Below are 14361 nucleotides of genomic sequence, written 5' to 3' on the forward strand. Positions count from 1 at the left end.
GGTGCCGCCAGAGCCTGAGCCCCCGGTGCCGCCGGAGCCTGAACCCCCGGTACCGCCTGAGCCTGAGCCCTTGGTGCCGCCAGAGCCTGAACCCCCGGTGCCGCCGGAGCCTGAACCCTTGGTGCCGCCAGAGCCGGAGCCCCCGGTGCCGCCAGAGCCGGAGCCCTTGGTGCCGCCGGAGCCTGAACCCCCGGTACCGCCGGAGCCTGAGCCCTTGGTGCCGCCAGAGCCTGAACCCCCGGTACCGCCAGAGCCGGAACCCTTGGTGCCGCCAGAGCCTGAGCCCCCGGTGCCGCCAGAGCCGGAGCCCCCGGTGCCGCCAGAGCCGGAGCCCTTGGTGCCACCTGAGCCTGAACCCCCGGTGCCGCCAGAGCCTGAACCCCCGGTGCCGCCAGAGCCGGAACCCTTGGTGCCGCCAGAGCCGGAGCCCCCGGTGCCGCCAGAGCCAGCGACATCCTCGTCATCGTCTTGATTGAAATGCTTGGAAAGATGCTGATCGTACCATTTGGAGAAGCTTCTGCCTTCCACGCCACCGTTATGGTAGGATTTGGTGCTGCTGGCCTGCCAGCCCCCGAAATTAAAATACTGGCCCATAGGACACTCCCTTGAAAGACAGCACTTTCCCGCCACCAGACAGACCTGTCTGATGCCATCAATGCTGATGCTTGAAATCCCGATAAGCTGGGCAAAAACTGTAGATTAAATCAAGAATTCTGCGAAAAATGGCCCAAATGGGGCAAATTGCGGCAAGAATAAGGAGACAAAAAACGAAACGCGGTTAACATCGTCTCCATTCTTGGAACAGTGCAGCCGGAACCTTTTTCGGTTTTCAGACATATCGCCAAGCTTCTGACATGATTCTGCCGCATCAAATGGGTATCGACGTCTCAATAATTCGTAAGAGGTAGGCAGCGGATCGATATGAGCAGTTCTTCCAAGACAGAAGCGCGGGAAACAATCATCGCCGCCGCAGAAAAGCACTTTGGCTCCAAGGTCACCGGGATTGACGCTCCGGGCGGTGAAGGTCGCGCCAGCCTGCTGCTTAGCCTCGCCGATGGACGGGAGACATTTGCCACACTTCGCCCGAACTTCCGGCGCACCCATCTTGAGGCCTTCGTGCTCAGCGAACTGGGCCAGCACTGCGACGACCTCCCGCAGTGTCTGGGTGTTGTGGGCGAGGTGATGTTTCAGTCCAACGTCGGTGACAGGCGCCTGAACATTGAAATCGCCAAAGTCGGCGGAGCCAAGCGCCAGGCGCTGGCTGAAGACGCTGTCGCCGCAATCTTTCGCATACATCGCGCTGCCCGCCAGACAAAGATGCACGAGATGCTGCCACACCTCGGCGCGACGCCGCTTTGGATCGACAATTTCGTGGGTGCGATCAAATTCCTTGACGAAATGTCAGGCGGCATTTCAAGTCAATTCGATCAGAATGCCGTGGCAGAGCGTTTGTCGGGTCATGCCGGGCAATTCGTGAAATGGGACTGCAGGTCCGGCAATGCCGCAATTGATCCCGAGAACCGCCTGCGCTGGTTTGACTTTGAGTATTGCGGCATGCGCCACGGCGCAGAAGACCTTGCATGGCTCATCGGGGATGAAGCCTGGCCCCTACGCCCTGACCGAATGGTCGATGTCATCATCGACGCCTATGATCCGACCTGCGGGTACGCGATCGAGGATTACCTTGATTATCTTTCCGTCTACCTGACCTTCCACGTGGTGCAGCGCCTCAAACTGATCACCAAGGAGGCGCAAAAGCGCGGCTGGCTCAGCAAGACCCGCATCCGCAAGTATGACGACGCAGGCGTGCATCCTGATTTTGCCGTCCAGATTTGCCGGGTCGGCGCTTACTATGCGGCACAGTCGCCGCTGACCGCCTGTCTTGCGCCAAACTTCGAAGCCGCAGAGCGCGGGTTTGCCGGGGTAGCGTCCACGCTCAAATCCGCCTGAACGCGGGTCGATTAATGCTGGCTGGGCAATCCCTACGCTTCAACCTTATTCACAAGTAGCCATAACAAGTCGGTCACGGAAATGGCGCATCCCCCACTTGACCGGTTGAACCAGTGATTTCGTCCGCGACCTGACCTGCTTCAGCTTAATGCCACACAATATCCATATTGCCCTGTTAACGAACGTTTCATGAATGATCTGTCACATGAATACGAAAACGGCTTCCGTATCGGCCAATACCGCGTCGATACCGTTATGCACCCAACGGACCTTCGGGCCCTCAAACCGGATTGGGACGCGCTTTTTGATCAGGATCCTGACGCGGGGGTTTTCCTGTCTTATGACTGGCTGGAATCCGGTTTGCTGGCGAACCCAAATCGGTGGCGCATCTTTGTCGTCCGCGACAAAACCGGCGTCCCCGTCTGTATATTCCCAACCAAACAACGCGTTCATTGGAGCAAAACCTACAGTCAATTCCAGACGGAAATCGAAGCGGCAGGGAGGTTGGCATGGGGCGAATACACCGGGTTCATCTGTCGTATGGATCAAGAAGAAGGCGCCTTGAAGGTGTTGGCCCAAGCATTGGAAGGCTATCCGTGGAAAAGTCTAAGTCTGCGGTATGAGCCGACGTTGCGCCGATCCAGGATTTTCGCGGAGGCTTTTGGAGAGGCGTTCTCGCACCAGTTCCGTCCATACCGGATCAACAAAGGTGAGATTGACAACCTAGTCAGTCTAAAAGTTCCGATCGAAGCAGGATTTGAGAATGTCTTGGCATCGCGTGTGAGCTCCAACACCAGACAGAAAATCCGACGCTACCGCCGCAAACTACTGGAGACCGGCACCTATCGCATCACGACGGCCAGTTCGGAAACGGTGGAACGCGACATTGCGGGTTTGCTTCGAAACTGGGTCGACCAATGGTCCACACAGAAAGGAACCGACAAAGCGCTAGAGATCGCTGACCGATATGGCCGCGCCCTTTTGACTGCTGACAGTACAGATAGCCTGTATTTGCCGGCACTGTGGCAAGGCGACAAGATGCTTGGCGCTCTTGGCCATGTCGTTGACAAAAAGCAAGGCTGTGTAAATTTTCTTGTCGCTGGCCGGAATTCGAAGGCAACCGACCCCGCGATCGGCCTATTGCTTCACGCCCACGCAATCGAATGGGCTGCCGACGCAGGCTATCGCGCTTATAACTTTGGACATGGCGATCAGAGCTACAAGCTGAGTTTCGGACCAGAGAAGACGCGGAGTCACTATCTCAATGTGCGCAGGGCAGGCGACAAATCCGTTCTAGATATTGTCAGTCTTCGACCAGCCTTGCAAAGGCTTGCCAATTTCGCACAAGAGGGAAAAGCCGACCGGATAAAGCCAAGCGCAGAGCAACTTGCTTCCTTGCTTGATCCGCAGTCCCTGCATCAAGTTCCCCGGATTGCAAACTAACCGAAGGCCATTTTCGAATGCTTGCCAAGTTGTTTTCGGGAGCGCCGTCAAATTTCCTTTGGCATTCCGACCAACGCTGCATCGCGGCGACTGACCTGTTCTGGGCTCTGGCTTGAAGCCTTTGGTGCGGCAATGGCGCTTTTCGCTGGTGTATGGGATCAATCCGTCGTTCGGTACCTCGATGTTTGTACCAACAGAACAACCAAAAGCGGCACCACGACAGTGATTACGCCAACGACGATCAGCAGTTCACCCAAGACGGAATAGTCCGGGGCCGAGATCGCTTCTCCGGTCGCCGGATCGACAGAGGCGCGGGTCACGATATAGACCTTGTTGAGATACTTGGTGCCCAGGCTGCTTGCTGACAGTGCCAAATTCGTAAACGACGCCATTACGGCAAAGAATGTGGCTTTCAGATCAGGTGGCGCGTTGCGCGCGATCCATGCCAACATCGGTACCATGGCAATCTGGCCCAGTGGCGATTCAATAGCAGTATCCAGTATGGCGATGAACCGCGCATCCACGATGCCGTTTGTGCGCGCCGCTGTCCATTCCTGCACACCATAATAAAGACCGATGTTCGGCAGCGACAAAATGCCCGCGGCGATGGTCAGCAGCACGACGATGTAAGCGATCGATCGTTTCGCCATCATGGGTCGAAGAACGATCAGACCGACCAAAGCAAGCAGGCTGGTAATCAGCGAAAGGACCGACAGGAAACGTTCATCAAAGCGCAGTTCGTCGATTTCGAACCATGTCAGACCGGGGCCGGGCAGGGGCACAGCGCGGAACACGAAGATGATCGTCGCAGTACCGATCAAGACCCGCGCATCGACAAGCGTGAGGTTCTGAAGCAACTGCCGGATGAGATACAGTACGATATATAAGGACGTCGCAAAAACAATCTCCTGCGCATACACCAGATCAGAAGTCCCCAAAAGAATGCTGAGCAGGACAAAGGCCAATCCGCCACCGAGTATGCGCCAATCAACCTTGGTATCGCCATCCGGACCCACCTGCGGCAACCCGTGTGCCAGCTTTCGGCGTTGTATGATGGTATGCAGGACCACGCCGCTGACCGAGATGACTGGTATAGTGAGAGCGATAAGATAGACCCGTCCATAAAGCGCAAGGCGCGCTTCGCGTGGCAGAGTTTCAGTATCCGAGAATAGCCAGATATTGACCGCAGCTACCGACATAAAGCCTGAGATAATTGCGATCCGGCCCAGTGTTTGCATCGTCGTGTGCATCGCGCGCGACTGCATTTCGCTGAAGGGGTTGCCGGTGTCATCCGTGCGCGGAACGGCTTCGACGGTCATCGCATCGGCAACGATGTCCTGAATTGCATAGCCTGAAGGTGCCAGCAGCAATGCAATCACATACCATGTCTCAAGCGGGAAAACTGCGCGCATTTCATTTGGCCGCGACACCAACCCGAACATGATCAGCAGAGACATCGTGATCAGGCCTGCTCCAAACAGGATCAACAAGGATTTCCAGCGCCAAAACAGGTCGACAACATGGCCCAAAGGCACTTTTAGAATCCATGGCAAACCTGCCCAAAACGCGAGGCCAGCGATGAATGCAGCTGATAGGTCAAGGTATTCTTTCAGGAAGAACGCACCGACAACCGACGTCAGCCCTGATACGCCAGCGGCGAAATAAACCATCAAGGGTGGCAGATATGACCAGCGCAACTGCCTTACGAGATCCAGAAAGATCTGCTGAAACCAGGTCCCCTTCTGCGTTACAGTCTGATCTTCCCCGACACTCATCTGCGTTCCAGACCCTGTAGCCAAGTCATGCGTGCACCATGCCGTCCCTGTTTCAGACGCCTTACATCACGATCTTTCTGAAAAGCTGCGAACATGCATTGTGCCAACAAGATTCTGTGCCTTACCCGATAAGAACAGCGTGGGATAATATGCTGCGCTGCATTCAGGTCAATTGGCATGAAGGCGCATGGCGCATTCATACTGACCCCAACTCAGGGTCTGCAATCAGTCGGTAGCCAATCATTGGAAACACAGATGAAAAGGTGCCTGACTCAAACCGCTGCGCGTGCCCGCGCCTCAATGCTGTCCAGGGCGGATCCCAAAGTCCCACGGATATCCACCGAAATGCCCAAAGGATTGTTTTCCCAGTGCGCAACCATTGGATCGGCCATCATCGCGCTCCGAAAAGCGTCAATCGCGGGCAACAGCGCCTCTGCGGTGCTGGCATGTTTGTCTGCTCCTGCTTTGGCATGGTCCATCAGCGCGGCGGTCAGACGGGTATAGCTGCTGCCACCGTTCAGCCCGGTGATGCCATGATCTGCGATCCGGTCGAGGGCGGGTTCGTTGTATTTCTTGAGCGCAGTGGCAAGTTTCGTGATGCCCGTATCCGCGTTCTCCTTGGCTGTGTTCCAGATATCAAGCACGCTTTTGGTATCGGCCGCCTTATCGCCGGCAGCGCCGCCGCTGTCCAAAGTTGATCTTAGCGCCGCGATATCCGCCAGTGCTGCCGCGCCCTCACCACCGGTGAGCTTGCCCTTGATCTTCTGCAGGCGGGGCATCAGCGCCTTTTTTTGATCGTCAGACAGCTTGCCCAAGTCGGCAACGAGCGATTTGAAAGCGTCTTGCGGCGTTTCCGAGGGGGCTTTGGGCGGCGTTGTGGGCTTCAGCCGCGACAGCACAGTTTCCAAAAGTTCGATCGTCTCGCGGGCTTCGGAAACCTCGCCCTTTTTGATTTGACTGATGGCTTTGAGAAATGGTTTTTGCAAACGCTCCGACATGTCCGGAGGTACTGTCCCCATTGCATCCTTGATCTTGGTCAGCCGCCGGGCCAATTCTGCGCTGCCTTCAGTCTTTGGCGGCGGAGTCGGTGCGAGGGCAGCTGTGGGGGCCTCTGCCCCGATGGGCGATTGGATATCATCATCGGTGTCGTCAAACTGATCGGCGGCGGGCAGGGTATCTTCGTCTATCTCTATCCCGTCCGGACCAACCAACATGGGCTTGAACTTGCCCATCCCAGCCTTGCGAAAACGCACACGCAGTTGTTTGATAATGCCCTTGATCGGTTTGGGGGAACTCAACAGGATATTGTCTTCATCCACTCTAAAGGTGCCAAAGCATACCTTGCTGATCGCCTTGCTGGACGCTTTCAACTCTTTCTTGAGCGTTTTGCCCGGCTTGCGAAGATGCGTCAGGAACCCGCAGTCTTCGGGTTTGGAGGCAAGTCCGAAAGCATAGGGAAGGGGTTCGCCGCTCATCTTGGCTTTCTTGAACAGCTTGCCGATCTCATCGGGGTCAAAGGCCGGATCATCTGTCTTTGCTTTTGCCATCCCGCATCCTCCCTACGTCTTAACCGCCCTTGCGGGCGGCCCATTCCTCATCCGACATCGGCACAAATTGATAATCCGGCCCTTCACCGGGTGCGCTGAGAACGGCATCAGGCCAGATGTACTCAAAGGCATGGCTGAACAGATCACCCAGATCCTCATCCGTAAAGGCATAGACATGGCCCACGAATTCGTCGATGCGCCCGTCCGGGTCTGCCACCAGTGAATCGATGGCCAGCATCAGCAGATCCTCATCGCCGTTCTGCCGTGCCTCCCGTATCATCGCGTCCATATCGACTTCGTAGGTTTCCCAATCGTCGATCGTCTCGGGGTTGGACGCGCCACGGCCTTCGGTCAGCCACGACAAATAGCGCTGTATGACGTAGAAGTTTACCTTCATCTCATTCGTCTTTCTTTAGGCATAATCCTGCTTTTCCTGATCCCATTTATCGACCACCGGGAAGAGTTGCATCATCACCCACTTGCCGGGGATGCTAGCGGGGGCGGGCGGCGATCCGGGCAAGGTCGCATGCACATCTATGTACGTTTGCGGTTTTGAATCCCACTTTACGCCAACGTCTTTTTCCAAAGGACCATGAGGTTTCGCCAGCTTTGATTCAATCGCGGAGATATCGATCTCAAATAGCCAAAGTGTCTCGCTCTTGGTGATGCCGTCCAATGCCTCGTATGTTTCGTAAGTCTGGCCTTTGCCGACCTTGCCCTTGGATGCATCTACCTCCTGATTTGGCTTGATCCCCCGCATCGCGCGGTCGATAGGGCCTTCGTGATCGATGATCTTTTTCATCGATGTCACCGTGTCCGCAGCGGCTGGAATGCTGGTATCAGATGCGCGCACAGGTACTTCGGGGGGACCGGGGTGATTCTCCTTTTCCAACAATGCCGCACCTTCTTCGCGGGCCTGAACCCAGGCCGCAAAACTGTCATAGCGCGATGCGTTCCGTGTGGGGGAGCTTTTGCCATCCGGTGCCACACCGGTTGTCAGGCGGGTCAGCAATTCTTCATCCGTGACCTCGGGGCCGTGACGGTCAATTGAATGCCCTGCATTGCTGCCGACGCTGTCGGCGCTTTCATGCAAGAGCGCGATGTTCTTCAGTAAAGGTTTCCAATCCTTCAGGCGCTGCGCGAAATCCGCACCGGCTTCGACAACCTTGCCGGCAACAGCCTTGTCTTCGGCGGCTTTCACCTGCGCTTCGATACCGGCTTTGCCGCCATCGCCGTACACCTTCTTGTCAATGTCCGGTTCGCTGGCAAAAGTGGTGGCCGCCCGGTCCAAGGCTGTCTTGACCGCGAAAGCGCGCCTTCGGCACGCCACATAGTCACGTGCCTGGGTCAGCTTGGTGTCGTATGCCTCAAGCAGGGCCATCGCAGCGGTGTAGTCGTGATCTGTCTCGGCTTTGTCTTTCGCGGCATCAAACAAGGTCGTCATCGTTGCCTTGGCTTGATCAGGTTTCATTCCCGGCACGATCTTGTTGTGCCGTTTCTCAACGTCTTTGAATTTCGCCAGCCATAGACCTGCCTCGTGCGCCATTTCGGCCAAGGTCGGATCTGCCAGTATCGCGTTCAGCTTGGCGATGGCATCGGCGATCTTGCCTTGCGTGCGGGCCATATCGTCAGCCTCTGAAAGCGCTGTCTTGACCAGAGTGTGGCCCGGCGTCTTGTCGGTCTGCGTGGCCAGCAACATTTGCACCTGCCCTTCGACAAAAAGAAACTCGGCCAGCAAACCATAGGCAAGAAGCGCCGTCTCGGCCTCTCCCTTTGCCTTGTCGAACTCTAGGCTTGTAACCTTTGCCTCTGCCGCATCGAGCAGCTTGAACGTGTCCGTCGGGTCATGCGTGGGTTTGGCTGCCCGCGCTTCGGACAGGACCGGGATCATGGCTTCGAGATTATCCAGCAGCGCTTCGAGCGTATCCATCGTGGCATTCGCCGCATCTATGTCGGCAGCGATATTATTCTTGATGTAACCGTACTGCCCCTCGACATGCGCCTGAGCAGCAGCAAATCCACCAGTGCCCGCTGCTTTGGCCCGTTTCTTGATGGCGCTCAATCGCCGCAGCGCCGTGGCCTGATTGACCTTGGCGCCGCCCAGACCGTCAAACGCACTCAGGGCTTCGGCATAGTTCCCCTTGCCATCGTTATCGAGTTTAGATTTGGAGGCGCTGACCGCTGCCAACAGTGTCACCATCGGTTCATCGCTGTCTGGGACGCTACCTTTGGCCTCAAATACTTGGAGGTGCTTCAGGGCAATCGGATAAAGCTTATCGACCTTGTCCTGATGCTCGGTCAGATCGGTCGCGGCGTCACCCCAGTTCTTGTTGACGATCCCCTTCTTGCGGATATCTGACAGATCGTTGTCCATGCGGTTCGACCAAGGCAGTTTCGCGCTCTTGACCTGTTGTCTTTTGGTGCCGTGTGATTTCAGAAACCCGTCCAGTTGCGCCATAAAAGCGCTGGCGGCGGGATAGTTCCCATTTGCAGTGACTGCGGGCGCGGTCTCAAACCCATCCAAAGCCGCACGTGCGCCGACGAAATCCAGCGCCTTTGACTTGACCGCTGCGGCTTGGGCGGCGGCGTTGCGCGCCTTGCGCCCGTCGCTCCTGTTGTCCTTGTCAGGATCACGGTCATAGACACTCAGATACCCCTCGGCCTTCACCGACCAAAGATCAAAGTAGGCGGCATAACTTCGCGCATCCGCTTCCTTGTCGGTCACTGCTTTCAGGGCCGCTTGAAGCTGGGTGATGTCGGTCTGTGTCTTTGCGGCCCCAAGGGCGATCTGTGCATCGGAAATCGCTTTGTTCAGTGCCTCGTAGTACCCGCGATCCACGGTCTTTTGCATATCCTTCCGCGCCGATTTGGCAGCAGCGATCTGGTCTGAAGCATTCTTGCGTAGTGGGATCATTTTCTGCGCGTCGCTGACGTCGCCCTTCAACGTTTCAAGGGTAATTTCGACGGGATCAAGGTCTGACAATACTGCTGCTGCTGAAATCTGACGGGCAATCAGCGTCCTGCGTTTGGCAAAATCCCGCATCTCGGCGGCGGTCACGTCTCTCAAGAACGGTATCTTTTTCAGGTCCTGCTCAAGGGCGGTTTTCTTGACAGCAAGCGCGTCCCGGTCGTCTGCGGCCTGCGCAGTGTCGCCCACCAGCTTGACCACGGCCGCCAGTTTTTCCCGGGCGACGCTGATGTCTTCGCTGTCGATGTTGTCATCGACATAGGTGGTCAGCTCGACAAAGGCTGCGTTAATGGTTTGCGTTTCCTGAGCTGTGGCGTTGGCAGGGGCGTTTGTGTTGGCTGGCCGGGGTGCCAGCGTTGCCTTGAAATTCTCCATGGCGCTGGGCGACGGGTCGGGCGGAGGCGCTGCTGAACCTGTGATGTTCAGCAACCTTTGAGCGGCAGCATCAACAGCCCACCCCGCAATGGAGTAGGCAGTCAGTCCCCACGACGCTAAGCTTTGCATGACGCTTGAGCCACCGGTGTCGTCTGTATCGCTCATTTTGTCCCCCAAGAACTGACAGCGGCGCGATGCGACAAGGGTGCAACCTTGCTACGCACAAATCAAGCTTGGCGTGTTTTGGCCATCGCGCGTCGGCATAGGGACGTCAGCCCAATGGACACGCTGCCGGGGCAACGACAGATGATCTGGAAGAGGCAGCCCACGCCCGAAAGCGAAGGCTGAAGGGAACGCCAGTTTCTTACAGGCAGGCTTTCAACAGCGCGGTGGTGTTTTCCCGTGTCATCTCAACAGGGTTTCCGGCTGTGCTGGGGTCATTCAGCGCGCCCGCCACGATGCGGTCGATGTCGGGGTTCTCAACCCCAAGCGCGGTCAGCGTCTTGGGAATGCCCATTGATGCGTTCAGCGCGTTGACGTAGGCGCAAAAGCCATCGTATCCGCCTTCAATGCCAAGATAAGCAGCGGCTGTGGCCAAAACATCCGTGATCGCTGATTTGTTGAATTGCAGCACCGCTGGCATGCACACGGCATTCGTCGTGCCATGGTGCGTGTGATAGATCGCGCCGATGGGATGGCTCAAAGCATGGATCGCACCCAACCCTTTCTGAAAGGCAGTGGCGCCCATCGCGGCAGCGGACATCATGTGCGCACGGGCCTCAAGATCGGTGCCATCGGCATAGGCGCGTGGCAAATACTCTTTGACCAGCCGCATGCCTTCCAGCGCGATGCCCTGGCTCATCGGGTGATAATGCGGTGAGCAGAAGGCCTCAACGCAATGCGCAAAGGCGTCCAGACCTGTCCCAGCAGTGATGAACGGGGGCATGCCGACGGTCAGTTCGGGATCGCAGATCACAATCGATGGCAGGATCTTGGGGTGAAAGATGATCTTTTTCTCTGCCGTTTCCGAGTTGGTGATGACAGAGGCGCGACCGACCTCTGATCCGGTGCCAGCGGTGGTGGGCACAGCGATGATGGGGGCGATGGCATCGGCATCGGCCCGGGTCCACCAGTCACCGATATCCTCGAAGTCCCAGATCGGGCGGGCCTGTCCAGCCATGAAGGCCACGACCTTGCCGAGGTCAAGACCGGAGCCCCCGCCAAAGGCGATCACCCCGTCATGGCCACCTTCGCGGTAGGCCCGCACACCCGCTTCGGCGTTTTTCTCGTTGGGGTTCGGATCGACGTCCGCGAAAAACGCCCGGCCAAGCCCGGCAGCTTCGAGCAGATCGAGTGTCTTTGTGGTGATCTCCATCGTCGCAAGGCCACGGTCCGTGACCAGAAGCGGCTTTTGAATACCGGCGGCGACACAGGCCTCGGCAATTTCCGAGATGCGGCCGGCGCCAAAACGGATGGCGGTGGGATAGGACCAGTTGGCGGTAGGGGACATGGGCGTCAGGCCTTCTTGAGGTGATATGATTTAGGACGGGTAAGATTGTGATAACCGATGACGGACAGCCCGCCACCGCGCCCGGTGTCTTTGCAGCCGGTCCAGCACAGGCCGGGGTCAAGGTAATCGGCGCGGTTCTGGAACACGGTGCCGGTCTCTATCCGGTCGCCAATCGCTTCGGCCCGCGCGGTGTCAGCAGTCCAGACAGAGGCGGTCAGGCCGTAATCGCTGTGGTTCATCAGTGCGATGGCCTCATCGTCGTCTTTGACCGGCATGATGCCCACCACAGGTCCAAAGCTTTCCTCGCGCATCACGCGCATGTCGTGGGTCACGTTCGTCAGGATTTGCGGCATCAGGTATGCGCCACCCGCTTCGGGAAACAGGGCAGGGTCAATATGGGCCTTGGCCCCGGCGGCAACGGCCTCTTCGGTTTGACTACGCACCGCATCGGCAAAACGCACCTGCGCCATCGGGCCAAGGGTGGTTTCGGGGTCCAGCGGATTGCCGAGTTTGTAGCCGCTCACTATGGCGACAGCCTTTTCGACAAAGGCGTCGAAATGTTGCTCGGCCACGTAGATCCGTTCAATGCCGCAACAGCATTGGCCTGAGTTGAACATCGCCCCGTCAATCAACGTCTCGGCGGCACTGTCGAGGTCCGCATCGTCACAGACATAGCCGGGGTCTTTGCCCCCCAGTTCAAGGCCAAGTCCGGTGAAGGTGCCTGCGGTCGCGTCCTCGATGGCTTTGCCGCCACCGACGGAGCCAGTGAAATTGACAAAGCCGAATGACTTTGCCGCGATCAGCGCGGAAGTGGTTTCATGGTCCAGGAATACGTTCTGAAACACGTCTTCGGGAATGCCCGCTGCATGGAAGGCTTCGGCCATCCGTTCACCCACCAGTGGGGTTTGCGAGGCGTGCTTCAGAATCACCGTGTTGCCTGCAATCAGCGCGGGTGCGACGCTATTGATCGCGGTCATGTAGGGATAGTTCCAAGGTGCCACGACCAGCACCACGCCATGCGGCACGCGTTTGATCATGCGGTGGAATTGGTCGCTGTTCTCAAGTTCAATCGGAGCCAATGCATCTTGCGCGATCTGCGCCATATAGCTGGCGCGTTCGTTGAAGCCGCCGAATTCCCCGCCATAGCGGATTGGGCGTCCCATCTGATGGGCAAGCTCTGGAACGATGGCATTGTTCATGTCGCCAACATTCGCAACACCCGCCATCACCCGCGCAATGCGGTCTTCCAATGGCAGAGCGTCCCAGTCGGCCTGTGCTTTGCGCGCGCGGTCTACGGCGGCCCGTGCGGCATCGGGCGACAGGGTTTCACGCTCGGCATAGACCGAACCATCGATGGGAGAGATACATCTGATCATCGTTATGCCCTTTCAAAGCCTCGCGCGATTTCCCAGTCGGTCACAACGCGGTCAAACTCTTCCTGCTCCCATTCGGCGCAACGGGTGTAGTGGTCAATCACGTCCTCACCCATCGCCTCGCGCAGGAAGCTGGAATTGCGCAGCGTTTCCGTCGCGGCCCGCAGGGTCTGGGGTATGTCGGCAGCCTTTGCGTCATCGTACACATCGCCCTTGGTCGGTGGCGCCAGTTCCATCTTGTCCTCGATCCCCTTGATCCCGGCCGCCAGCATCGCCGCTTGCGCAAGGTAGGGGTTCAGGTCCGACCCGCCGATGCGACACTCGACGCGCACGCCCTTGGTCCCTTCGCCACACAGGCGGAACCCGGCGGTGCGGTTGTCCACCGACCAGACGGTTTTCGTGGGCGCAAAGGTGCCCTTGGCAAAGCGTTTGTAGCTGTTGATGTAGGGGGCAAGAAAGAACGTGTAATCCGGCGCATAGTGGATAAGCCCGGCCATGTAATGCTTCATCAGATCGGTCATCCCAAGGTCCGCGTCCTTGTCAAAAAACGCCGGGTCGCCATCTTTCCAAAGCGACTGATGCACATGTGAGGAACTGCCAACCTTGGTATGATCCCATTTCGGCAGGAAGGACGCGGCATGGCCGTTTTGCCAGGCGATTTCCTTGATGGCGTGCTTTGCGATGGAGTGGTGGTCGGCACAATCCAGCGCGTCCGCATAGCGGATGTTCAATTCTTCCTGACCGGTCTCGGCCTCGCCCTTAGTGTTTTCAATCGGCAGACCGGCAGCAAACAGGTGATTACGGATGGGCCGCATCACGTGCTCTTCCTTGGTGGTTTGCAGGATGTGATAATCCTCATTCACGCCACTGATCGGCGTAAGGTCACGGTATCCGCCCTTACGGATTTCATCAAAGCTCTTCTCGAACAAAAAGAACTCAAGCTCCGTTGCCATCATCGCGTCAAAGCCAAGCCCTTTGAGGCGCGCCACCTGTTTCTTCAGCATCGCACGGGGATCGTGCGGAACAGGCGCATGGGTGTGGTGATCGAGGATATCGCACAGCACCATAGCGGTGCCCTCAAGCCAAGGCGTCAGACGGATCGTCGAGAGATCAGGTGCCATGATGTAGTCACCATATCCCGTCTCCCACGAGGTTGAGGCATAGCCATCCGGCGTCGCCATCTCCAGATCTGTGGCCAACAGGTAGTTGCAGCAGTGGGTCTCCTCGAACGAGGTCTCCACGAAGTTCACCGCATGAAAGCGTTTGCCCATCAATCGGCCCTGCATGTCCACGAAACAGGTCAGCACGGTGTCGATTGTACCGTCCGCAACGCGGGATTTCAGATCGTCAAATGTCAGATTGCCGGGCATGGGAAAACACTCTTTGGGTTGGGAGAGGGGGCGGACGACGCCGCCCCCGA

At 57.5% G+C, this 14361-nt stretch carries 10 protein-coding genes; 2 read left to right on the forward strand and 8 right to left on the reverse strand.

Annotation, left to right across the window (positions count from 1 at the left end; all coding sequences use genetic code 11):
• On the reverse strand, window positions 1-594 hold a 594-nt coding region (locus tag GV827_RS20890), incomplete at its 3' end, for a hypothetical protein (protein ID WP_204326020.1).
• A 327-nt stretch (window positions 595-921) separates the two neighbouring features.
• On the opposite strand from GV827_RS20890, the gene GV827_RS20895 reads away from it, so the two are divergent.
• On the forward strand, window positions 922-1950 hold the full coding sequence (locus GV827_RS20895) for a hypothetical protein (protein WP_164355820.1): 1029 nt from the start codon (window positions 922-924) through the stop codon (window positions 1948-1950).
• 189 nt (window positions 1951-2139) lie between these two features.
• Entirely contained in the window at window positions 2140-3393 is a 1254-nt protein-coding gene (locus GV827_RS20900; RefSeq protein ID WP_164355822.1) for a GNAT family N-acetyltransferase, read from the forward strand.
• A gap of 158 nt (window positions 3394-3551) precedes the next feature.
• Here the strand turns inward: GV827_RS20900 and GV827_RS20905 are convergent, their stop codons facing one another.
• The 7 genes from GV827_RS20905 to GV827_RS20935 all read right to left on the reverse strand — a co-directional run bounded on the left by GV827_RS20905 (window position 3552) and on the right by GV827_RS20935 (window position 14311).
• Window positions 3552-5168 (reverse strand): MFS transporter, encoded by a 1617-nt coding sequence (locus tag GV827_RS20905; RefSeq protein WP_164355823.1) that lies wholly within the window; start codon window positions 5166-5168, stop codon window positions 3552-3554.
• Between the two features lie 272 nt (window positions 5169-5440).
• Window positions 5441-6715: a hypothetical protein gene (locus GV827_RS20910; protein WP_164355825.1), complete on the reverse strand. Its 1275-nt coding sequence runs from the start codon at window positions 6713-6715 to the stop codon at window positions 5441-5443.
• A gap of 19 nt (window positions 6716-6734) precedes the next feature.
• Window positions 6735-7112: a hypothetical protein gene (locus tag GV827_RS20915; RefSeq protein ID WP_164355827.1), complete on the reverse strand. Its 378-nt coding sequence runs from the start codon at window positions 7110-7112 to the stop codon at window positions 6735-6737.
• A gap of 15 nt (window positions 7113-7127) precedes the next feature.
• Window positions 7128-10223: a hypothetical protein gene (locus GV827_RS20920; protein ID WP_164355829.1), complete on the reverse strand. Its 3096-nt coding sequence runs from the start codon at window positions 10221-10223 to the stop codon at window positions 7128-7130.
• A gap of 199 nt (window positions 10224-10422) precedes the next feature.
• Window positions 10423-11568 carry an iron-containing alcohol dehydrogenase gene (locus GV827_RS20925; RefSeq protein WP_164355831.1) on the reverse strand — a complete coding sequence of 382 codons (1146 nt, stop codon included), beginning with the start codon at window positions 11566-11568 and terminating at the stop codon, window positions 10423-10425.
• A gap of 5 nt (window positions 11569-11573) precedes the next feature.
• The gene (locus GV827_RS20930; protein WP_164355832.1) at window positions 11574-12944 is read right to left on the reverse strand and encodes an aldehyde dehydrogenase family protein; all 1371 of its coding nucleotides are present in this window, start codon (window positions 12942-12944) and stop codon (window positions 11574-11576) included.
• Window positions 12945-12946: 2 nt separating this feature from the next.
• Window positions 12947-14311, reverse strand: a complete 1365-nt coding sequence (locus tag GV827_RS20935; RefSeq protein WP_164355834.1) for a glutamine synthetase family protein — start codon at window positions 14309-14311, stop codon at window positions 12947-12949.
• Window positions 14312-14361 lie beyond the last annotated feature (50 nt).

It is taken from the genome of Sulfitobacter sediminilitoris, assembly GCF_010667575.1.
Taxonomy (GTDB): Bacteria; Pseudomonadota; Alphaproteobacteria; order Rhodobacterales; family Rhodobacteraceae; genus Sulfitobacter; species Sulfitobacter sediminilitoris.